The 21551-nt window shown below is 58.2% G+C and carries 22 protein-coding genes and 1 other RNA gene; 13 read left to right on the forward strand and 10 right to left on the reverse strand.

What is annotated here, in order from left to right; translation table 11 throughout:
• Window positions 1-275: 275 nt before the first annotated feature.
• Window positions 276-710: a Z-ring associated ZapG family protein gene (locus AC07OG_RS05180; RefSeq protein WP_060539460.1), complete on the reverse strand. Its 435-nt coding sequence runs from the start codon at window positions 708-710 to the stop codon at window positions 276-278.
• Between the two features lie 144 nt (window positions 711-854).
• Between AC07OG_RS05180 and AC07OG_RS05185 the strand changes: the two genes are divergently transcribed.
• The 3 genes from AC07OG_RS05185 (at window position 855) to zapE (ending at window position 4049) form a co-directional block, all read left to right on the forward strand.
• Window positions 855-1484 (forward strand): alpha/beta hydrolase, encoded by a 630-nt coding sequence (locus tag AC07OG_RS05185; RefSeq protein WP_218424732.1) that lies wholly within the window; start codon window positions 855-857, stop codon window positions 1482-1484.
• A gap of 24 nt (window positions 1485-1508) precedes the next feature.
• A complete protein-coding gene (locus AC07OG_RS05190) occupies window positions 1509-2864 on the forward strand; it encodes a tryptophan--tRNA ligase (RefSeq protein ID WP_495066391.1) in 1356 nt (451 codons plus the stop codon).
• A gap of 90 nt (window positions 2865-2954) precedes the next feature.
• Window positions 2955-4049 (forward strand): cell division protein ZapE, encoded by a 1095-nt coding sequence (gene zapE / locus AC07OG_RS05195; protein WP_033047639.1) that lies wholly within the window; start codon window positions 2955-2957, stop codon window positions 4047-4049.
• Window positions 4050-4227: 178 nt separating this feature from the next.
• On the opposite strand, the gene AC07OG_RS05200 is transcribed toward zapE, so the two are convergent.
• From AC07OG_RS05200 to AC07OG_RS05215, 4 genes are all read right to left on the reverse strand, one after another.
• A complete protein-coding gene (locus tag AC07OG_RS05200) occupies window positions 4228-5208 on the reverse strand; it encodes an asparaginase (protein ID WP_495066392.1) in 981 nt (326 codons plus the stop codon).
• A 78-nt stretch (window positions 5209-5286) separates the two neighbouring features.
• On the reverse strand, window positions 5287-6483 hold the full coding sequence (locus AC07OG_RS05205) for a hypothetical protein (RefSeq protein ID WP_495066393.1): 1197 nt from the start codon (window positions 6481-6483) through the stop codon (window positions 5287-5289).
• A 13-nt stretch (window positions 6484-6496) separates the two neighbouring features.
• Entirely contained in the window at window positions 6497-7384 is an 888-nt protein-coding gene (locus AC07OG_RS05210; RefSeq protein ID WP_495066394.1) for a nitrilase family protein, read from the reverse strand.
• A gap of 250 nt (window positions 7385-7634) precedes the next feature.
• Window positions 7635-8555: a GlxA family transcriptional regulator gene (locus tag AC07OG_RS05215; RefSeq protein WP_177336933.1), complete on the reverse strand. Its 921-nt coding sequence runs from the start codon at window positions 8553-8555 to the stop codon at window positions 7635-7637.
• A gap of 221 nt (window positions 8556-8776) precedes the next feature.
• On the opposite strand from AC07OG_RS05215, the gene AC07OG_RS05220 reads away from it, so the two are divergent.
• Window positions 8777-9913 (forward strand): acyl-CoA dehydrogenase family protein, encoded by a 1137-nt coding sequence (locus tag AC07OG_RS05220; protein WP_495066395.1) that lies wholly within the window; start codon window positions 8777-8779, stop codon window positions 9911-9913.
• A 129-nt stretch (window positions 9914-10042) separates the two neighbouring features.
• On the opposite strand, the gene AC07OG_RS05225 is transcribed toward AC07OG_RS05220, so the two are convergent.
• Window positions 10043-11083 carry an NADP(H)-dependent aldo-keto reductase gene (locus AC07OG_RS05225; RefSeq protein WP_218424700.1) on the reverse strand — a complete coding sequence of 347 codons (1041 nt, stop codon included), beginning with the start codon at window positions 11081-11083 and terminating at the stop codon, window positions 10043-10045.
• 245 nt (window positions 11084-11328) lie between these two features.
• Between AC07OG_RS05225 and rplM the strand changes: the two genes are divergently transcribed.
• The 7 genes from rplM (at window position 11329) to AC07OG_RS05260 (ending at window position 16217) form a co-directional block, all read left to right on the forward strand.
• Complete coding sequence (gene rplM, locus AC07OG_RS05230; RefSeq protein WP_007917032.1) at window positions 11329-11757, forward strand: 50S ribosomal protein L13; 429 nt, start codon at window positions 11329-11331, stop codon at window positions 11755-11757.
• A 14-nt stretch (window positions 11758-11771) separates the two neighbouring features.
• Complete coding sequence (gene rpsI, locus AC07OG_RS05235; protein WP_003228056.1) at window positions 11772-12164, forward strand: 30S ribosomal protein S9; 393 nt, start codon at window positions 11772-11774, stop codon at window positions 12162-12164.
• A 268-nt stretch (window positions 12165-12432) separates the two neighbouring features.
• Window positions 12433-13026 (forward strand): ubiquinol-cytochrome c reductase iron-sulfur subunit, encoded by a 594-nt coding sequence (petA, locus tag AC07OG_RS05240; protein ID WP_034149537.1) that lies wholly within the window; start codon window positions 12433-12435, stop codon window positions 13024-13026.
• Window positions 13026-14237 (forward strand): cytochrome b, encoded by a 1212-nt coding sequence (locus AC07OG_RS05245; protein ID WP_495066396.1) that lies wholly within the window; start codon window positions 13026-13028, stop codon window positions 14235-14237. The genes petA and AC07OG_RS05245 overlap by 1 nt, the downstream gene beginning before the upstream one ends.
• On the forward strand, window positions 14237-15019 hold the full coding sequence (locus tag AC07OG_RS05250; RefSeq protein WP_218424699.1) for a cytochrome c1: 783 nt from the start codon (window positions 14237-14239) through the stop codon (window positions 15017-15019). Before AC07OG_RS05245 ends, AC07OG_RS05250 begins: the two co-directional genes overlap by 1 nt.
• Window positions 15020-15169: 150 nt before the next feature.
• Complete coding sequence (locus tag AC07OG_RS05255; protein WP_060539471.1) at window positions 15170-15787, forward strand: glutathione S-transferase N-terminal domain-containing protein; 618 nt, start codon at window positions 15170-15172, stop codon at window positions 15785-15787.
• A 16-nt stretch (window positions 15788-15803) separates the two neighbouring features.
• A complete protein-coding gene (locus AC07OG_RS05260; RefSeq protein WP_060539472.1) occupies window positions 15804-16217 on the forward strand; it encodes a ClpXP protease specificity-enhancing factor in 414 nt (137 codons plus the stop codon).
• A gap of 149 nt (window positions 16218-16366) precedes the next feature.
• Here AC07OG_RS05260 and AC07OG_RS05265 read toward each other — a convergent pair whose 3' ends face one another.
• From AC07OG_RS05265 to AC07OG_RS05280, 4 genes are all read right to left on the reverse strand, one after another.
• Window positions 16367-16945 carry a BON domain-containing protein gene (locus tag AC07OG_RS05265; RefSeq protein ID WP_060539473.1) on the reverse strand — a complete coding sequence of 193 codons (579 nt, stop codon included), beginning with the start codon at window positions 16943-16945 and terminating at the stop codon, window positions 16367-16369.
• Window positions 16942-17535, reverse strand: a complete 594-nt coding sequence (locus AC07OG_RS05270) for a phosphoheptose isomerase (RefSeq protein WP_028624534.1) — start codon at window positions 17533-17535, stop codon at window positions 16942-16944. The genes AC07OG_RS05265 and AC07OG_RS05270 overlap by 4 nt, the downstream gene beginning before the upstream one ends.
• A gap of 104 nt (window positions 17536-17639) precedes the next feature.
• The gene (locus AC07OG_RS05275) at window positions 17640-18002 is read right to left on the reverse strand and encodes a YraN family protein (protein WP_060539474.1); all 363 of its coding nucleotides are present in this window, start codon (window positions 18000-18002) and stop codon (window positions 17640-17642) included.
• Window positions 18002-19813 (reverse strand): penicillin-binding protein activator, encoded by a 1812-nt coding sequence (locus tag AC07OG_RS05280; RefSeq protein WP_060539475.1) that lies wholly within the window; start codon window positions 19811-19813, stop codon window positions 18002-18004. Before AC07OG_RS05280 ends, AC07OG_RS05275 begins: the two co-directional genes overlap by 1 nt.
• A 177-nt stretch (window positions 19814-19990) precedes the next feature.
• On the opposite strand from AC07OG_RS05280, the gene rsmI reads away from it, so the two are divergent.
• Window positions 19991-20896, forward strand: coding sequence for a 16S rRNA (cytidine(1402)-2'-O)-methyltransferase (gene rsmI / locus AC07OG_RS05285; RefSeq protein WP_495066397.1), 906 nt, complete (start codon window positions 19991-19993; stop codon window positions 20894-20896).
• Window positions 20897-20971: 75 nt separating this feature from the next.
• Window positions 20972-21325, forward strand: an RNA gene (gene rnpB, locus AC07OG_RS05290) — RNase P RNA component class A.
• The last annotated feature ends 226 nt before the right edge of the window (window positions 21326-21551 follow it).

The raw sequence follows: 21551 nt of genomic DNA on the forward strand, positions 1-21551 counted from the left end.
ACCGTTGATGTCTGATTGAACCCCAGGCGTAAACAGAGCCCGCCCGATCCATATCAGATCGGGCGGGCTTTTTTGTGGTGCCTGTTCTGGCCTTTTCGCGGGCAAGCCCGCTCCCACAGGGAACTCTGTCGTACACAAACCTTGTGGGAGCGGCGGTGCGACGATTCGACTTGCCCCCGAAGAGGCCAGTGTGGGCAACAGAAATATCGGATCAAAAACTAAAAAGCCCCCGGACAATCACTCATCCGGGGGCTTTTTGTGTCGCGCGAACCTGGTTACTTCTTCAGGCCATAATGCTCATCGAGCATGCCCGGCGCATTCGGGGCTTTCGGTGCGTAGTCGCGTGGCGGTTCCTGATTGCGCGGTGGCGTCAGGCGCTCGCGTGGTGCTTGCGTCGCATCGGCGTGCAGCGAGGCCAGCAGGCGTTGACGGGTCTGCTCGTCCAGGGCCAGGCGGTTGGCGCCCTCGGCGAGATGATCCTGCACTTCCTGATAGCTCTGGGTCAGCTTTTTAACCAGTGTTGCCGTGCTGTTGAAGTGGGTGACCACCTCATTCTGATAACTGTCGAAACGTTCCTGAATATCGTCCAGCTGGCGTTGTGTGCTGCTAGGCACGGCATTCGGCGCAAGGCGAGCGATCAGAAACCCAATGGCGACACCCACAACCAGGGCAAGAGTCGGTAACAACCAAACTAAGAGCGAGTGTTCCACGAGTCCTTCCTCTATAAACGGCTTTGCTTTACGTTAACGGCTCGAACCTGCGCTGTATACCGCGATTCACTCGCAATAGATTGGCACAGACAATTTGCTAGACGAGTCGACCCGATTCGAGGTCACGGAGTTCCTTCCTTGCTTATGCGCGAAACACCTGTAGTGATTGACGGGCCGGTCGGCCAATTGGAAGCCCTTTACCTGGATAACGAGCAGCCGCGTGGCCTCGCGCTGATCTGCCATCCGAACCCGGTGCAGGGCGGCACCATGCTCAACAAAGTGGTCTCAACCCTGCAGCGCACGGCGCGCGATGCCGGTTTGATTACCCTGCGTTTCAACTACCGTGGCGTCGGCGCCAGCGAAGGTTCCCACGACATGGGCACCGGTGAAGTCGACGATGCCCAGGCGGTAGCCGAGTGGTTCCGGGCCAGACATCCGGACTTACCATTGACCCTGTTCGGTTTTTCCTTCGGCGGATTTGTTGCAGCAAGTCTCGGCGGGCGGCTGGAAGCGCAGGGCGAGCTACTCAAGCACCTGTTCATGGTCGCACCGGCGGTCATGCGCCTGGGTGATCAGGATCAACTGCCACAGAACGGCGAACTGACCCTGATCCAGCCGGAAACCGACGAAGTCATCGATCCGCAAGTCGTTTATCAATGGTCCGACAAGCTCGAACGTCCCCATGAGCTGCTGAAAGTGGCAGAATGCGGACACTTTTTTCATGGCAAGCTGACCGATCTCAAGGATCTGATCCTGCCGCGTCTCTCGAATTGATTGCAGTCTGACAAGCGATTACCCATGACGACTCGTACCCGTATCCTCACCGGCATCACCACCACCGGCACGCCGCACCTGGGCAACTACGCCGGCGCCATCCGCCCGGCGATCGTCGCCAGCCGTGACAGCAATGCCGATTCGTTCTACTTCCTGGCCGACTATCACGCCCTGATCAAGTGCGATGACCCGCTGCGCATCCAGCGCTCGCGTCTGGAAATCGCCGCGACCTGGCTGGCCGGTGGCCTGGATGTGGAGCGCGTGACCTTCTATCGCCAGTCCGACATTCCGGAAATCCCCGAGCTGACCTGGCTGCTGACTTGCGTCGCCGCCAAGGGCCTGCTCAACCGTGCCCACGCCTACAAGGCCTCGGTGGACAAGAACGTCGAGACCGGCGAAGACCTGGATGCCGGCATCACCATGGGCCTGTACAGCTACCCGGTGCTGATGGCGGCGGACATTCTGATGTTCAACGCGCACAAGGTGCCGGTCGGTCGCGACCAGATCCAGCACGTGGAAATGGCGCGGGACATTGGCCAGCGCTTCAACCACCTGTTTGGCCAGGGCAAAGAATTCTTCACCATGCCTGAAGCGCTGATCGAAGAAAGCGTTGCCACGCTGCCAGGCCTCGACGGCCGCAAGATGTCGAAGAGCTACGACAACACCATTCCGTTGTTCAGCAGCGCCAAGGAAATGAAGGACGCGATTTCGCGGATCGTCACTGACTCCCGCGCACCGGGCGAAGCCAAGGATCCGGACAACTCGCATCTGTTCACCCTGTTCCAGGCGTTCGCCACTCCTGCCCAGGCCGACGAGTTCCGCAGTGAACTGTTGCAGGGCCTGGGTTGGGGCGAGGCGAAGAATCGCCTGTTCCAGTTGCTGGACAACGAACTGGGCGAGTCCCGCGAGCGCTATAACCAACTGATCGAGCGCCCGGCTGACCTGGAAGACATCCTGCAGCACGGCGCGAAAAAGGCCCGTGCGGTTGCTACGCCGTTCCTCAACGAGCTGCGTGAAGCGGTTGGCCTGCGTTCTTTCGTGGCCCAGACCCAAGTTGCACCGACCACCAAGAAAAAAGCTGCGAAAGCCGCGCGTTTTGTCAGCTTCCGCGAGGACGACGGCAGTTTCCGTTTCCGTCTGCTGGCTGCCGATGGCGAACAGCTGCTGTTGTCGTGCAATTTTGCCGACGGCAAGACCGCCGGTCAGGTAACCAAGCAACTGCAAGCAGGCCAGCCACTGGAGGTGCGCAGTGAAGCGCTGAGCTTCAGCGTCTGGCTGGAAGGCCAGTGCGTGGCTGACAGTCCCGCCTTCGCTGATAGCGCGGCGCGCGACGCTGCAATCGAAGCGTTGCGGATTGCTCTTACGCCGGTTCAGGACTAATCAACGGCTCGGCCCGATCAAGGGCCGATTGCCATTCCCCGGGGCCATCGCTACAGTGACGGCCCGTTTTTGTTGCCTTGCTAACGAATTATGACGCCCCTAGAACGATATCAAGCTGATCTGAAACGCCCGGAATTCTTCCATGATGCCGCGCAGGAAACTGCCGTGCGTCATTTGCAGCGCCTGTACGACGACCTGGTCGCCGCCGAGCAAAACAAACCGGGCCTGCTGGGCAAGCTGTTTGGCAAGAAGGATCAGACCCCGGTCAAGGGCCTGTACTTCTGGGGCGGCGTCGGTCGCGGCAAGACTTACCTGGTGGACACCTTCTTCGAAGCGCTGCCATTCAAGGAAAAGTCTCGTACTCACTTCCACCGCTTCATGAAGCGCGTGCACGAAGAGATGAAGACCCTGGGTGGCGAGAAAAACCCGCTGACCATCATCGCCAAACGTTTCGCCACCGAAGCCCGGGTCATCTGCTTCGATGAGTTCTTCGTATCCGACATCACCGACGCCATGATCCTCGGCACCCTGATGGAAGAGCTGTTCAAGAACGGCGTAACCCTGGTCGCGACCTCGAACATCGTGCCGGACGGCCTGTACAAGGACGGCCTGCAACGCGCTCGTTTCCTGCCGGCCATTGCGTTGATCAAACAGAACACCGAGATCGTCAACGTCGACAGCGGCGTCGACTATCGCCTGCGTCACCTCGAACAGGCCGAGCTGTTCCACTATCCACTCGACGAAGCCGCCAACGAAAGCCTGCGCAAGAGCTTCCGTGCGCTGACGCCGGAATGCACGGCGGCGGTCGAAAACGACGTGCTGATGATCGAAAACCGCGAAATCCGTGCCCTGCGCACCTGTGATGACGTGGCCTGGTTCAACTTCCGCGAATTGTGCGACGGTCCGCGCAGCCAGAACGACTACATCGAACTGGGCAAGATCTTCCACGCCGTGCTGCTCAGCGATGTCGAGCAAATGAGCGTCACCACTGACGACATCGCCCGACGCTTCATCAACATGGTCGACGAGTTCTACGACCGTAACGTCAAGCTGATCATATCCGCCGAAGTCGAACTTAAAGACCTCTATACCGGCGGTCGCCTGAACTTCGAGTTCCAGCGCACCCTCAGCCGCCTGCTGGAAATGCAGTCCCACGAATTCCTGGCGCGGGCGCACAAGCCTTAAGCAATTCGCAAACAAAAAAGGGCCTGCAAATGCAGGCCCTTTTTTGTGCTGAAAGCAATCCACCAGGGTCACCACAATAGTGTGGGAGCGGGCTTGCTCGCGAAAGCGTCGTGTCAGTCGATATCAATTTATCTGGCACACCGCATTCGCGAGCAAGCCCGCTCCCACAGTGGAAGTGTCAGTCTTTTGAGAGATAAATCGCCAGCGCATCCTGTCGCTGACAACCGACTAACAGCCACAATAGAACCCTGGCTTTGCGCGGGCACAGAAGTCCGGCCATTGATGCGCCTTTGCGGATCAGGTCCATCTCGCCACCGACAAAGCCATAAGTGGACAGCGCGGTAGAGCCGGATCCGGTCCGGGTTGCAATAATGACCGGGATTTTTCCGGCGATAGTTTCGATCACCTCCGCCCAGTTCTCGGGAACATGCCCTGCACCAAATCCCGCGATAACGAGTCCGTCGTAGCCGAGTTCGAGAATGCTTTCCAGCATGAGGCTGTCTGCAGAAAGCGACGCTTCCAACAGGGCGATTTTCTGTGTTGTCTGCTGTGGCAGCGGTAAAACCTTGCGCTGGGCTGGCGGGCGCAAATAGTGGATGGTGTTTTCCACGAGCATGCCAACAGGCCCCACGATGGGAGAGGAGAAAGCCTGCAACGCTAACGAGTCGGTTTTGCGGACGGCGCTCGCGCAGTGAATCTGCCCGTTCATGACCACCTGAACGCCTCGTTGCCGGCTGTTCGCCGCCAGGGCGACCCGGCAAGCGTCCAGAAGGTTTGCCGGCCCATCGGCCCCCGCATTGGCAGCGGAGCGCATGGCGCCGGTCAGGACTAGCGGCTGATCGTGGGCCCACAAATAATCGAAAAAAGTGGCCGTTTCTTCGAGGGTGTCTGTGCCTTGGGTAATGACGACACCGATCGCACCTTGTTGGATTTGAACGTTCGCCCAGGAAAGGACACCCAGCAGGAACTCGAAATCCAGTGAGGCACTTGGCAACAGGCCCAGGGTTTCAACGCTGACCCGTGCCAGCGTCGCCAATTCCGGTACCGACTCCAACAGTGTTTCGCCGGTGACTGCCGGGACTATTCCCTCACCGGCGTTTCTGGCCTGCATGCTCACAGTGCCACCCAGGGCTGCGATGGCCAGTTTAGGCAGATCCATGTAATACCTCGCTTGCTCGTTATGGAAAGTGGCTGTACCCGGACTGAAGTCCGCGATACAGCCGCAAGGCAGCTTCCGTCAGTTGGCTATCAAGAGTCCGATGAATGGAACGATCAACAAGGTGCTGATGGCCATGGACAGGACGTTACCGATGTAACCATGCATATCGGCAGGTAACCTTCTGGCAATCGCATAAGCCAATGGTGGCGCAATCAGGGCGCCCAGCAGCGCACTCATGACAATGACCTGCCAACTGCCGCCATAGGTCAGAATCGCCGCCGGCACCACTGAGACCAGTGGAACGTAGGTGGGGTACCAGCCGTGCAACATCCATTGCCGACGCCAGATCAGCACGCCTATTGCCGAGGTCAATGCCTGTGCGCCGATCAGCTGTGGCAACAGACCAGAACCGTAAACCGGGCTCAACGGGTTCAGGGTGTAGGCCAGCATTGCCCCCAATAGCAGGCCGAGGCTTGCCAGTTCATTGCCAAAGAACGGCGCTTCCGAAAAGTCGGCCAGGACTCGCCGCAGGCTCCAGATAACACCGTAGTCCGGTGCTTTGGTGGGTGGTGGAGGCGGGGCGCAAGGCTTCGTGGATGCTTGCGACTTCATCAGGCTTGGGAGATATCGACAGAGCAGAAAGGCAAAGACACTGGCGACAGCCATTCCCAGTACGTTGCCGATCACCGCTGGCAGTCCGAGTGGATTGCAGACGTAGTTGACGATCAACAAGCACATCGGGGTGACCATCACCGCGCCCATGAGCGCGCCGTTGATCGTGACTTTCCAGCCACCGCCAAACATCAGCACCATCGCTGCCGGTAACGAAACAAAGGCTGCGAACGTGGGTTGCCAGGTAGTGGCGGTAACCGTCCACCCCCACAGCAGGTTGCTCAGCAGCAGTCCGAGCAACGAACTGGTGATCAACCACGGCCAGAGTCCGCTGCCGTAGGAAATGGCAAAACCTTGCCAGGCTTTCCCCGTTCGATTCGCCCAGTAAGCCAGATAGGCGCCGGCTAGCAATCCGATCGAGGCGAATTCGTGTTTGTAGAATGCAACCTCGCTGATGTCCCCCAATACCCAGCGCAACCAGGCGCTCGGTTCGGGAAGGCCGGACAGCATGTCGCCGTAGCTTGGCCAATGCGCTGCCCAGGCAGAACGGTAGGTGAATGAAAGCCAGATAATCAGCAAAATCGCGCCAAGTATCAGCAAAAGGATCGCCGCATCGAACGGCGACTTGCGCTCAATTGGGCTATTTCGGGACGTGTTTTCCATCCTTAGGCCCCCATTAACGCGGCAGACATGGATGTTCGGTGTAGCCGAGCATCTGGTCGTACAGATCGGTTCGACGATCGCGATGCAGATCGTTCAGGTCGTTCCAGATCGGGGCGCTGCGGGAGCTGGTGAGATCGATATCGGCCAACAGGATTTCTTGTTTGTCCGCCGAGGCAACTGCACCAATCGGCCAGCCATTGGTGCCGGCAATCAGCGAGCAGCCGAGATATCGAGCCCCGCGCTCTTCGCCTATTCGGCTGGCTGCGGCAATGAACACGTTGTTTACATGTGCCGCTGTCATGGTCAGATAAGACGCCATGCACTTGCCCGCCTCATCAAAAAGCGGCGGTGGCGTCCAGACCCAGTTGTTCAGGCTGCAAATGATGTCAGCGCCTTGCTGGCTCAGAATTCGCGGCACTTCCGGGAACCAGATATCCCAGCAGATCAGTAAGCCGATGCGTCCAATCGGCGTATCGAAAACCGGAAAGCCCAGATCTCCTGGTGTGAACCACAGTTTTTCCTGGTTCCATAAATGGGCCTTGCGATACTTGCCGATGAAGCCGTCAGGGCCGACAAGAACGCCAGTGTTGAACAGCCGCATGCCGTCGCGCTCAGCCAGACCGGCGACAACGTAGACCTTGTGCTGGCGCGCGAAATCAATCCAGGTTTTTACGCTCGCGCCGTCTGGAATCAACTCCGAGTGATCAAACGCGTGCTGCCTGTTTTTGAAGAAATACCCGGTGTTCGAGAGTTCAGGCAGGACAACAAGATTCGCCCCGTCCTTTACCGCTTCCATCGCCAATTGCAGGCTGCGATGCAGATTGCCCTCACGATTTTCTACGCCCACCTGCGGGTCGAATTGCACGACTGCTACACGAACAGGGCTTGTTGGCTCACGCATTGTTGATGACCTCTTTTTATTGTTATTCACGCTGTTGAAATGCGTGGATATAAGAGGTCAATCAGGAGTTCTACGTATGTCGGCCACTTCCGTTTAGGTTGTAGTCCGGGTCCCAAACAGGGTCAATGCACGTCGTGCCTGGTCGTTGTGAAGCTGCCGCAGGCTGCGATCTTTTGATCTTGCTTTTTAAAGACAAAATCAAAAGATCGCAGCCTGCGGCAGCTCGGGGGTTATGTGAACGCAATGAGGTTCAGGCGGCCTGCAGAAACTGCTGCCGATACTGGTTCGGCGACAGCTCGGTGTGTTGGCGGAACAGTCGCGCAAAGAAGCTGGCATCGTCGTAGCCGACTTCGTAGCTGATGGTCTTGATGCTCTTGCGGCTGCCGGAGAGCAGGCCCTTGGCGGTTTCGATGCGCAAGCGTTGCAGGTAGTGCAGGGGCTTGTCGCCGGTGGCGGTCTGGAAGCGGCGCATGAAATTGCGGATGCTCATGCCGTGTTCGCGAGCGACGTCCTCGAAGCGGAATTTGTCGGCGTAGTGCTCTTCGAGCCAGTGCTGGATCTGCAGGATGATCACATCCTGATGCAGCTTCTGCCCGCCGAAGCCGATGCGTCCCGGCGAGTAGCTGCGCTGGACTTCGTAGAGAATGTCCCGGGCTACGGCCTGGGAGACGTTGGCGCCGCAAAAACGCTCGATCAGGTAAACGTACAGGTCGCTCGCCGAGGTGGTGCCGCCGGCGCAGTAGAGGTTGTCGGCGTCGGTCAGGTGCTTGTCCTGATTGAGCTGCACCTGGGGGAAACGCTCGGCGAACGCATTGAAAAAGCGCCAATAGGTGGTCGCTTCCTTGCCATCGAGCAACCCGGCTTCGGCCAGCCAGAACACGCCAGTGGCTTCGCCGCAGAGCACGGCGCCGCGGGCATGTTGCTGGCGCAGCCAGGGCAGGACCTGTGGATAACGTTTGCTGAGGGAGTCGAAGTCGTCCCAGAAGGCGGGAATGATGATGATGTCGGTATTTTCCAGCCCGCCATCTACCGGGATCTTCACATCGCTGAAGGTATTCACCGCATTGCCGTCGGGGCTGACCAGCCGGGTTTCGAACGCCGGTGTCAGGCCCAGGCCCAGCTGTTTGCCGTAGCGCAGGCTGGCGAGGTGGAAGAAATCCTTGGCCTGCATGAGGGTAGAGGCGAAAACCCGGTCAAAGGCCAGGATGCTGACGCGCCGCAAGGGCGTGGAGGCTTGGTTAGACATAATTCAACTTTATTCTTATAGGGGAAAGTGGTCACCAGACGGCTGGATCGTCTTATTTTTTGTCGGATGTGTCCAGTGTCCTGTATCGGTAGCGGGGCTTAGTCTCTGAAGGCTTATTCCTTCTAAAAATAAAAGAAAGGTGCCGCATGATTCCCAGAACCTTGTTCAGCTCCGAGCACGAACTTTTCCGTGACAGCGTGCGAACCTTCCTTGAAAAAGAAGCAGTGCCGTTCCATGGGCAATGGGAAAAACAGGGCTACATCGACCGCAAACTGTGGAACAAGGCGGGGGAGGCGGGAATGCTTTGTTCGCACCTGCCGGAGGAGTACGGCGGTCTTGGGGCGGACTTTCTCTATAGCGCAGTAGTGATCGAGGAAGTAGGGCGTCTGGGCCTTACCGGCATTGGTTTTTCCCTGCACTCCGACATCGTTGCGCCCTACATCCTGCATTACGGCAGTGAAACGCTGAAACACAAATACCTGCCAAAGCTGGTGTCCGGCGAGATGGTCTCGGCCATTGCCATGACCGAGCCGGGTGCCGGTTCCGACCTGCAAGGGGTGAAGACCACGGCGGTGCTCGATGGCGATGAGTACGTGATTAACGGCTCGAAAACCTTCATTACCAACGGTTACCTGGCGGATCTGGTAATTGTCGTCGCCAAGACCGATCCGAAGGCCGGCGCGAAGGGCATCAGCCTGTTTCTGGTGGAGGCCGATACGCCAGGCTTCGACAAGGGCAAGCGCCTGGAGAAGGTCGGCATGAAAGCGCAGGACACCTCGGAGCTGTTCTTTCAGGACGTTCGTGTGCCCAAGGAAAACCTGCTGGGCCAGGCCGGGATGGGCTTCGCCTATCTGATGCAGGAGCTGCCCCAGGAGCGCCTTACCGTGGCGATTGGCGGGCTGGCTTCAGCCGAGGCCGGTTTGCAATGGACGCTGGATTACACCCGTGAGCGCAAGGCATTCGGCAAGTCGATCGCGGACTTTCAGAACACCCGATTCAAGTTGGCGGAGATGGCGACGGAGATTCAGATCGGTCGCGTCTTTGTCGATCGCTGCCTGGAGCTGCATCTGCAAGGCAAACTGGATGTGCCGACGGCGGCAATGGCCAAGTACTGGGGCACCGACCTGCAATGCAAGGTGCTCGACGAATGCGTGCAATTGCACGGCGGCTACGGGTTCATGTGGGAATACCCGATCGCCCGGGCGTGGGCGGATGCACGGGTGCAGCGGATTTATGCGGGTACTAACGAGATCATGAAGGAGATCATTGCGCGCTCTCTTTGATCTGCGGTGAATTGGCGGGCGCCATCGCGGGCAAGCCCGCTCCCACAAGGTCTGGCGGTGTTCAAGAAATATGTGAACGACACAGAACCTATGGGAGCGGGCTTGCCCGCGATAGGGTCTATGAATCAGTCAAGGAGCCGGATTCGGATGATCCTTGTGAATCGCCTCTATCCCTTCCAGCACTTCTTCCGACAGTTTCAGTTCGAAACTGGCGATGTTGCTGTCCAGTTGCTCAAGCGTGGTCGCACCAATGATGTTGCTGGTCACGAACGGCTGCTGCGTGACGAACGCCAATGCCATCTGCGCCGGGTCCAGGCCGTGCTCACGAGCCAGCGCCACATACCGGCTGCACGCCGCTTCCGATTGCGGGTTGAAATAGCGGCTGAAGCGGCTGTAGAGGCTCAGGCGACCTTTTGGCGGCCGTGCGCCGCCTTCGTATTTGCCCGACAGGAAACCGAACGCCAGCGGTGAGTAGGCAAGCAGGCCGCATTGCTCGCGGATGGCGATTTCCGCCAGGCCGACTTCAAAGCTGCGGTTGAGCAGGTTGTACGGGTTCTGGATCGACACGGCACGCGGCCAGCCACGGGCTTCGGCCAGGGCGAGGAAACGCATGGTGCCCCACGGTGTTTCGTTGGACAGGCCGATATGGCGAATCTTGCCGGCTCGCACCTGTTCGTCCAGGGCTTCGAGGGTGTCTTCCAGAGGCGTCAGGTTGGCTTCGGTCTGGTGCTTGTATCCCAGCTGTCCGAAAAAGTTGGTGCTGCGCTCCGGCCAGTGCAGTTGGTACAGGTCGATGTAGTCGGTTTGCAGGCGCTCGAGGCTGGCGTCGACGGCTGCGGTGATGTGCTGGCGATTGTGCCGCAGGTTCTTGTCGCGGATGTAGTCGATGGTATTGCCGGGGCCGGCGATCTTGCTGGCCAGGATCCAGTCGGCGCGGTCACCGCGGTTTTTGAAGTAATTGCCGATGTAGCGCTCGGTAGTGGCGTAGGTTTCGGCCTTGGGCGGCACCGGATACATTTCGGCGGTGTCGATGAAGTTGATCCCGGCGCTCTTGGCCCGGTCAATCTGGGCGAAGGCGTCTGCCTCGCTGTTTTGCTCGCCCCAGGTCATGGTGCCGAGGCAGAGGGCGCTCACGTTCAGATTGGTTCGGCCTAGCTGGCGATAGTCCATCGGGTGCTCCTTGGGCAAAACAATCATAAAAGCAGGTTGAATTATTTTTCGCAATCTGCATAATTGCGCACCTCTTTCTGCAGTGGAAGTGATGCGCCGCCGCCGAAGAATCTTGCCGTTGAACGGACGCGCCGACCCGAGCCCCCGAAAGCGTCTGTATCCGGCTGCCTTTGACTTGTCAAAGTACGCACTATTCAGTAAGATCCGCCGTCTAATTTACAGGGCGGCCCCTGAGGCTATAAAGAATGAAAACTTTTACTGCTAAACCGGAAACAGTAAAGCGCGACTGGTTTGTCGTCGACGCTGCTGGTCAGACCCTGGGTCGTCTGGCCACCGAAATCGCGAGCCGTCTGCGTGGCAAGCACAAGCCTGAGTACACTCCTCACGTTGACACCGGCGACTACATCGTCGTAATCAACGCTGAGCAGATCCGTGTTACCGGTGCTAAAACCACTGACAAAATGTACTACTCCCACTCTGGTTTCCCGGGCGGTATCAAGTCGATCAACTTTGAAAAGCTGATCGCCAAGGCCCCTGAGCGCGTGATCGAGACCGCGGTTAAAGGCATGCTGCCTAAAAACCCACTGGGTCGCGACATGTACCGTAAGCTGAAAGTCTATGCGGGCGCTGCACACCCACATACTGCTCAGCAGCCCCAAGAACTGAAGTTTTAACGGAATAGTACATTATGTCGGCGACTCAAAATTACGGCACTGGCCGTCGCAAGACCGCAACCGCACGCGTTTTCCTGCGTCCGGGTACTGGTAACATCTCCATCAACAACCGTTCGCTGGATAATTTCTTCGGCCGCGAAACTGCCCGCATGGTAGTTCGTCAGCCGCTGGAATTGACTGAGACTGTCGAGAAGTTCGACATCTACGTCACCGTGATCGGCGGTGGTGTAAGTGGTCAAGCTGGCGCAATCCGCCACGGCATCACTCGCGCTCTGATGGACTACGACGAGACTCTGCGCAGCGCCCTGCGTAAAGCCGGCTTCGTAACCCGCGATGCTCGTGAAGTTGAACGTAAGAAAGTCGGTCTGCGTAAAGCGCGTAAGCGTCCGCAGTACTCGAAGCGTTAATTCGCTTCCACGTTCAAAAAAGAACGCCCAGTATCCTCACGGAGCTGGGCGTTTTTTTATGCGTGCGATTTATTGAAGATTTGCGCTGTGACAACTTGCCACATCCGCAGACGCCCTATACTACAAGGCTTGGGGGTGATGGCCTCCGGTAATTACCTTGTCAGAATTGGGGCTTTTCATTACCATTCGGCAAAATTTTTATAAGTACATAGATTTACTTAGTAGATGCCTGATTTAACAGGCCACAAAGCTGATGGGAGAGGACTGAATGAGCAATGACGGCGTGAATGCAGGCCGGCGTCGCTTCTTGGTAGCAGCCACATCCGTGGTGGGTGCTGCAGGAGCGGTGGGGGCTGCGGTCCCGTTCGTGGGGTCATGGTTTCCCAGTGCCAAGGCGAAAGCCGCAGGTGCACCGGTGAAAGTGAATGTCAGCAAAATCGAGCCAGGCCAGCAGATGATTGCTGAGTGGCGCGGTCAGCCGGTGTTCATCGTCCGCCGTACACAGGAAATCCTGGGGAATCTGAAAAAGATCGAGGGCCAGCTTTCTGACCCGACCTCCAAGAACTCGACACAACCGACTTACGTTGATCCGGAAACCCGTTCGATCAAACCTGAGGTTCTGCTGCTGATCGGTATCTGCACGCACCTGGGTTGCTCGCCGACATTCCGTCCCGAAGTGGCACCTGCCGATCTGGGCAAGGACTGGGTAGGCGGATATTTCTGCCCTTGCCACGGTTCCCACTACGATCTGGCTGGTCGCGTCTACAAGTCGCAACCTGCGCCTTTGAACCTGCCAGTTCCCCCGCATTCCTATGAGACCGATGACATCATTGTCGTTGGCGTCGATACGGAGAAAGCGTGATGAGCAAATTCATGGATTGGGTTGATGCGCGCTTTCCCGCCACAAAAATGTGGGAAGACCATCTCAGCAAGTATTACGCTCCGAAGAACTTCAACTTCTTCTACTTCTTTGGCTCCCTGGCGCTGCTCGTTCTGGTCAACCAGATCGTTACCGGTGTCTGGCTGACCATGAGCTATACCCCTTCGGCGGAAGACGCCTTTGCTTCCGTCGAATACATCATGCGCGACGTCGAGTACGGCTCGATCCTGCGTCTGCTGCACTCCACTGGCGCTTCGGCGTTCTTCATCGTGGTCTATCTGCACATGTTCCGTGGCTTGCTCTACGGTTCGTACCAGAAGCCGCGTGAGCTGGTGTGGGTCTTCGGCATGCTGATCTACCTGGCATTGATGGCTGAGGCCTTCATGGGTTACCTGCTGCCGTGGGGTCAGATGTCTTACTGGGGCGCCCAGGTAATCATTTCGCTGTTCGGTGCGATTCCGGTCATCGGCGACGACCTGACCCAGTGGATCCGTGGTGACTACCTGATTTCCGGGATTACCCTCAACCGCTTCTTCGCCTTGCACGTCGTGGCTTTGCCTATCGTCATTCTTGGCCTGGTAGTGCTGCACGTTCTGGCACTGCACGAAGTCGGTTCGAACAACCCGGACGGTGTTGACATCAAGAAATACAAAGACGAAAACGGCGTACCGCTGGACGGCATTGCCTTCCACCCGTACTACACCGTGAAAGATATCGTCGGCGTGGTGGTGTTCCTGTTCATCTTCTGCTCGATCGTGTTCTTCTTCCCTGAAATGGGCGGTTACTTCCTCGAGAAGCCGAACTTTGAAGTGGCGAACGCCTTCAAGACCCCAGAGCACATCGCTCCGGTCTGGTACTTCACTCCGTTCTACGCGATTCTGCGGGCGGTTCCGGACAAGCTCCTGGGCGTTATCGCCATGGGTGCCGCGATTGCCGTGCTGTTCGTCCTGCCATGGCTTGACCGTAGCCCGGTAAAATCCATGCGCTACAAAGGCTGGATGAGCAAGATCTGGCTCTGGGTGTTCTGCATTTCGTTCGTGATTCTGGGTGTACTGGGCGTGCTCGCTCCGACCCCGGGCCGTACGTTGCTGTCGCAGGTATGTACCTTCCTGTACTTCGCCTACTTCATTCTGATGCCGTTCTACACCAGGCTCGAGAAGACCAAACCGGTTCCGGAAAGGGTGACTGGCTGATGAAAAAACTATTTGCTGTTTTGATGCTTGCTGTGTTGCCAGTGTTCGCTTTCGCAGCTGAACACGGTGGCCCGGAGCTGGAAAAAGTCGACATCGACGTTTCCGATAAAGCGGCCATGCAGGATGGTGCACGTACGTTCGCCAACTACTGCATGGGTTGTCACAGTGCCAAGTTCCAGCGGTATGAGCGTGTTGCCGATGACCTGGGCATTCCCCACGAGTTGATGCTGGAGAAGCTGGTTTTCACTGACGCCAAGATTGGCGATCACATGAACATCGGCATGCAACCGGCGGACGCCAAGGCCTGGTTTGGCGCGGCGCCTCCGGACCTGACCCTGGTTGCCCGGGTTCGCGGTACCGACTGGCTCTACGGCTACCTGAAGTCGTTCTACGAAGATCCGTCGCGCCCTTGGGGTGTGAACAACAAGGTCTTCCCGAACGTGGGTATGCCTAACGTCCTGGTCGGCCTGCAAGGTCGTCAGGTAGTCGGTTGCAAACAGGTTCAGATCGTCGAAGACGGCAAGAAGCAATATGATCCGTTGACGGGCACGCCGCTGACTCATGAAGCGTGCGATCAACTGACCATCGTGCCGAAAAGCGGTGCTCTGACCGAAGAGCAGTTCGATGAGAAGGTCAAGAATCTGGTAACCTTCCTGGCTTACTCGGCTAACCCGGTTAAGCTGCAACATCAGCGCATTGGTACATACGTTTTGCTGTACCTGGCGTTCTTCTTCGTATTTGCCTACTTGCTCAAGCGTGAATACTGGAAAGACGTGCACTGATAAAGCTTCAAGCTATTGCTGTTAATCGCGCGCGCCCAAGGGCGCCTCTGAAAGTGTAGCGAGCCTGGTGATCCAGCCGCTACGAGAGGCGCCCTCTGGGCGCGCTCGTTTTTCCGTATCCGATAATTTCTACAAGCGAGGAGGATCGCCATGGGCGTGACCAATCGGTTGGCCTGTTACTCCGACCCCGCCGACCACTATTCCCACCGAGTGCGCATCGTACTGGCAGAGAAGGGTGTCAGCGCCGAGATCATTTACGTGGAAGCTGGACGCCAGCCACCTAAACTGATTGAAGTGAACCCTTACGGCAGCTTGCCCACCCTGGTCGATCGTGACCTGGCGTTGTGGGAGTCGACCGTGGTGATGGAATATCTGGATGAGCGTTACCCGCACCCGCCGCTACTGCCGGTTTATCCCGTGGCGCGTGCCAACAGCCGTCTGCTGATTCATCGAATCCAGCGTGACTGGTGTGGTCTGGTGGATCTGATCCTGGATTCGCGGACCAAGGAAGCGGCCCGTGCCGTGGCTCGTAAAGAGCTGCGCGAAAGCCTGACTGGCGTGTCGCCATTGTTCGCCGACAAGCCGTTTTTCCTCAGTGAGGAACAAAGTCTGGTGGATTGCTGCCTATTACCCATACTCTGGCGCTTGCCGATTTTGGGTATTGAACTGCCGCGGCCTGCCAAGCCGCTGCTTGATTACATGGAGCGCTCGTTTGCGCGTGAGGCTTTCCAGGCGAGTCTGTCTGGTGTCGAACGCGATATGCGCTAAGGCTTAAGGAGCCGTTATGAACTCCAGTCGTCCTTATCTGGTCCGCGCGCTCTATGAGTGGATTGTAGATAACGATTGCACCCCGCACATGCTGGTCAATTCCGAGTATCCGTCGGTGCAGGTGCCCCAGGGTTTTGCCAGTGACGGGCAGATTGTCCTGAACGTGTCGCCACAGGCCGTGCGTCATTTGCACATGGATAACGAGGCGGTCAGCTTCGAGGGGCGCTTTGGTGGCGTGCCGCACACCCTGTACGTGCCTATCGCATCGATCCTTGGCATTTACGCCCGGGAGAATGGCCAGGGCATGGTGTTTGATCTGGAATCGTCTGTAGATGACGAGGAAGAGATCGAGCCCGATGATGATATCCCGCCACCGGACAGTGAGCCGCCGCGTCCAAGCGGAAGGCCCAGCTTGAAGGTTGTGAAGTAATAAAAAAGGCGATCCGGATGGATCGCCTTTTTTATTACTGTAGGAGCCGGCTTGCTGGCGAAGGCGTCGGATCAGTCAATATCAATGTCGCCTGATACACCGCCATCGCCAGCAAGCTGGCTCCTAAAAGCTCGCCCGATCAACATTTATCAATCGATGTACTCAAACAGCTTCACAATCTTCTGCACGCCGGAAACGCCCTGTACCAGGTTGGTCGCCTGTGCGGCTTCCTGTTTGGTCAGCAGGCCCAGCATGTAGACGATGCCGTTTTCAGTGATGACTTTGATGCGCGAGCCGGGAATGTTCGCATCGGCGAGCATCTGCGCCTTGATCTTGGTGGTCAGCCAGGCGTCATTCTGGCGTGCCAGCAACGAAGAGGGGGCAATGACTTGCAGCTCGTTATGGACCTTCTTCACGCGCTGGACGGCGGCGGCGGCTTGTTCGGCCTTGGCCTTGAGGTCTGCGCGCGGCGTTTGCCCGGCGAGCAGCACCACCCCGTTGAAGCTGGAGACGACAATGTGCGAGTCCTTGTCCAGGCCAGGGTCGGCCTTGGCAATGTTCACGCCGACCTTGGTGTCGATCAGGGAGTCGTCGATCTTGCTGCCGAGTGTACGAGTGCCACGGTCATCATCAATCGGTGCTTCGCGGCTGGCATTCACCACCGAGGTGCAGCCGCTGATGCCTAGGCACAGGGTCAGGGCCAGTAGGCCAAGGCGATTAGGGGTCATTCTTCACTCCCGAACAATTGGCTGTCGATCAAATCACAAAGACAGTGGATCGCCAGCAGGTGGACTTCCTGGATACGTGCGGTGACGTTGGCCGGTACGCGAATCTCGACGTCTTCGGGCAGCAACAGGGACGCCATGCCGCCGCCGTCACGACCGGTCATTGCTACGACAATCATTTCGCGATCATGTGCGGCCTGGATCGCTTGAATTATGTTGGCCGAGTTGCCGCTGGTGGAAATGGCCAGCAATACATCGCCCGGCTGGCCGAGTGCGCGAATCTGCTTGGAGAAGATTTCGTTGTAACTGTAATCGTTGGCGATCGAGGTGATCGTCGAACTGTCGGTGGTCAGGGCAATGGCTGGCAGGCTCGGGCGCTCGCGCTCAAAGCGATTGAGCAGCTCGGAAGAAAAATGCTGGGCGTCGCCGGCGGAGCCGCCGTTGCCGCAGGAAAGCATTTTGCCTTCGTTGAGCAGGGCGTTGACCATGACCTGGCTGGCTTGCTCGATGTGCGGTGCAAGTACTTCCATCGCCTGTTGCTTGGTGTCGATACTGGCCTGGAAAAGCTGGCGAATTCGGGATTGCATGTCCATCTGTGTGACCTTAATTAGCGCGGCTACCTGGCACATGAATGTGCAGCCCGCAAAGCAAAGAGCAAAAGTGTTGGGTGGTGGCGTTCGGTTCGGTCTGCAAGCGTTCAGCCGTCGAAGGCATTCTGCAGCCAGTTCAGCTGATCGAGGTTGCTATCGATGGCGACCACGTCGAAGCGGCAAGGGGAATTGGCCCAACGCGATTCGCGCTGAAGAAAATACTGCGCGGCAAAAATCAGTTTCTGCCGTTTGCGCCCATCGATGCTATCGAGCGCGCCACCCCATTGAGTGTTTTTTCTGTAACGGACCTCAACGAATACTACTGTATCGCCATCTAGCATGACCAGATCAAGCTCGCCGCGTTTACACAGCCAGTTCTGCGCCACCAGGCGCAGACCTTGTTGTTGCAGATGCTCGAGCGCGTGGCGCTCGGCATCTTTACCGCTTTGCTGGCGTGACCTGTCGGGCATCAGCGAGGCGTGTCCGGCAGGCGTTGAACCTGGCCGTTGACGAACTCGGCCCAGGGCAGTTGACGCACCACGCGCTGGCTCTGGGTCATGCCCAGACTACCCGACTGACCTTCGATGCGGCTGTCTGGCAGGGCCTTGAGTTGCCCCAGTCGCGGCGCCAGGCGATAGGCGTCGACGCCCATGGCGTACAGGCGGCCCAGGCTGCCGGCGGCTTGTGGCCATTGGGCTGCGACCTGGCGACGCAGTGGGTCATTGGCGTCCAGCAACCAAGGCGTTTCGCAAAAGCGAATGCCGTTCATGTCGTTGTACTGGTTCACGTCACCACTGGCGCTGAATACGTGGGAGGTGGCGTAGACCGGAACGTCGCCAGCGTATTGGAAGTTAAGGGTCGGTTTGATCTGCTGCGCCTGTTGCGGAGTGGCGGCCAGGAAGATGAATTCAATGTCCTGGCGGCGCGACGGCTGGGCGGCAACCTGGGAGCCAACGGTGCTTTGCAGGCTCTTGGCGCGGCCTTCGCTCTGGCGCAGCTGAAACATGTCGGCAATCTGCTGGGCCAGCTGCACTGGCTGGTCGACGCGTTCGGTGGCGACGATGGTGCCACCGTTGGCTTGCCAGTCCTGGCTGAACGCCTTCAGGACGCGGTCGCCCCATTCGCCTTTCGGCACCATGATGGCAGCGCGATGCAAGCCATCGGCACGGGCGCGGCGAGATACTTCGCGAGCTTCGTCTTCAGCCGCCAGGCCAAACTGGAATAGCTGTGCCGGGCCTTGCTCGCCTTCGCTGTAGTTCAGCGCCAGCGTGGTGATCGGCAGTTGCGGGCGAGTGCTGAGCTGTTTGACCAGCGGCTTTTCCAGCGGCCCGACGACCAGTTGCACGCCATCGGCCTGGGCCTTGCGATAGAACTCATCCATGGAGGTCAGGCGCGAGCTGTCGTAGAACTCGATGGCTGGCGGATTCTGCCCGGCTTGTTGCGCCTGGTAGTGAGCAGCCATGAAGCCGTCACGCAGCGCTTTGCCGACATTGGCCAACTGACCGTCCTGCGGCAGGAGCAAGGCGATCTTGCTCAGGGGCTGGCTGGCCAGCTCCTTGAGTTTGGTCAATGGCAGTGGCAGCTGAATGGCGGCCGGGTGTTTCGGGTTCTGTGCACGCCAGTTATCAATGGCGGCTTGCTGTTGTTCCAGGGTTCCGGCGCTTTTCACCGCCAGTGCCAAGGCCATCCAGCCGCCGAGGTCGTCGGTGGTGGTGGGCTGCAATTGATCGGTCGGCAGCGAGGCGATCAAGGTCCAGATGGCTTCGTGGTTTTTGCTGGCCGCTTCACCGCTGAGCATCGGCGCGATAAAGATGCGTTCACGGGCCGCGGCCAGGGTTTGGCCATCGGCTTCAAGGGCGCGGGCGCGAACGGTGCCGGTGCGAACCTGTTGGTCCTCGGGCAGTTCGCCAAGACGCTGCAGGCTCGGGTGGCTCAAGGCGGTCAGTGCTGCCTTGGGCTGATTGCGGGTCATGGCCAGTTCGGCCGCCAGGGTGCTGGCGAAGACCTGCGGGCCTGGCTTGAGCTGTTCGACCGGCACTTGTTGCAGGATTTGCGCGGATTGGCCGGCATTACCCTGGCGGTAAGCCAGGTCTGCCGCGCTCAGGCGCAACAGGGCCGCATCTTCCGGCGATTTGCTCTGAGCGGCTTTGGCAAGCAGTTGCTCGATAGACGCATCCGGGGTCCGTGGAAGTTCGCCAAGGCTGGAGGAGGGCGAGCTGGCGCAAGCCGCCAGCAAGGCAGCGAGGCAGAGGGCAGATAACAGCCGCAGGCAAGCGATCATGTAAGCGTTCCTGATACTCGATCAAATTAGCGTGGAATTGTACCCAAGCACTGGCCGGGGCGCGATGTTACTGGCGTGAATCGATCAATTTAGCTCAAGCAAATATTGCGCAAGTGCACAAAACGTCGTTAAAACAGCGGATAGCGGCACGCATTGCAAGCGTCGCTACGCGGTACAATGTGGCTTTTTACCGAACATGAGGTATGCGTTTTGACTGCTCCAGGTGCTTTGAATTCCGCTGCTGGCTCGCTTTATGTGGTGGCGACGCCCATCGGCAACCTGGATGACATCAGTGCGCGTGCGCTGAAAATCCTGCGCGAAGTGGCGTTGATCGCCGCAGAAGATACCCGTCATTCCCAGCGACTGATGCAGCATTTCGGTATTTCCACCCCGCTGGCGGCCTGCCACGAGCACAACGAACGCGATGAAGGTAGTCGTTTTATTACCCGTCTGCTCGCTGGCGACAATGTGGCATTGATTTCCGATGCCGGCACACCACTGATTTCCGATCCGGGTTATCACCTGGTGCGTCAGGCGCGGGCTGCGGGCATCAATGTGGTGCCGGTTCCTGGTGCCTGCGCATTGATCGCGGCTTTGTCGGCAGCGGGTTTGCCGTCTGACCGATTCATTTTCGAAGGCTTCCTGCCGGCCAAGGCGGTGGGGCGCAGGGCGCGTCTGGAGCTGGTAAAGGAAGAGCCGCGCACGCTGATTTTTTATGAGGCCCCGCACCGCATCCTGGAATGCCTGCAGGACATGGAGCTGGTTTTTGGTCCGCAGCGGCAGGCATTGCTGGCGCGGGAATTGACTAAAACCTTTGAAACACTCAAGGGCTTGCCGCTGGCTGAGCTGCGTGAGTTCGTGGAGTCCGACAGCAATCAGCAGCGCGGCGAGTGTGTGGTGCTGGTGGCGGGCTGGTCTGCCCCGGAATCGGAAGAAGCCGTCAGCAGTGAGGCGATGCGCGTCCTCAACCTGTTGCTCGAAGAAATGCCCCTCAAGCGTGCGGCGGCTTTGGCGGCGCAAATAACCGGCGAGCGCAAGAATGTCCTGTATCAGATTGCCCTCGATAAGCAGAAGGCTGAGTAAAACCCGACGTGCAGGCGTGCTCAAGGGCGTTTAGCGCTTGTTCTTCGGCCTCTGTGCCGTTAACCTTCGCGGCGGAGAGTCGATCGGACAGTCGCTGCCCTCTATGAAAATTAGGGGGGGGAGGAAAGTCCGGGCTCCATAGGGCGAAGTGCCAGGTAATGCCTGGGAGGCGTGAGCCTACGGAAAGTGCCACAGAAAATAACCGCCTAAGCGCTTCGGCGCCGGTAAGGGTGAAAAGGTGCGGTAAGAGCGCACCGCACGTCTGGCAACAGTTCGTGGCTAGGTAAACCCCACTTGGAGCAAGACCAAATAGGGTCCCAAGGCGTGGCCCGCGCTGGGACCGGGTAGGTTGCTAAAGATGTCCAGTGATGGCCATCGTAGACGAATGACTGTTCAAGACAGAACCCGGCTTACAGATCGACTCTCCACCTTTTTTCTTTCCTCTGCTTAAATCATTAGGCAGGGTGTGGTGATGGCACTTTAGTCAGCACCGGCGACACTCGCGGTAGCTCGTTTCTCCCTCTTTTCAGAATCATAGGCAGGAGGGTTCGTGATACCGATTAGCTTGTGCAGGTAAAACCTCCAGGCGACTCCGTTTCCCCCCGTTTCAGAATCGTCGGCAGAGCACTTTCGTAATACCGAAAAAATCTTACTC

The sequence above is a fragment of the Pseudomonas sp. GW821-FHT09H03 genome (assembly GCF_059415945.1).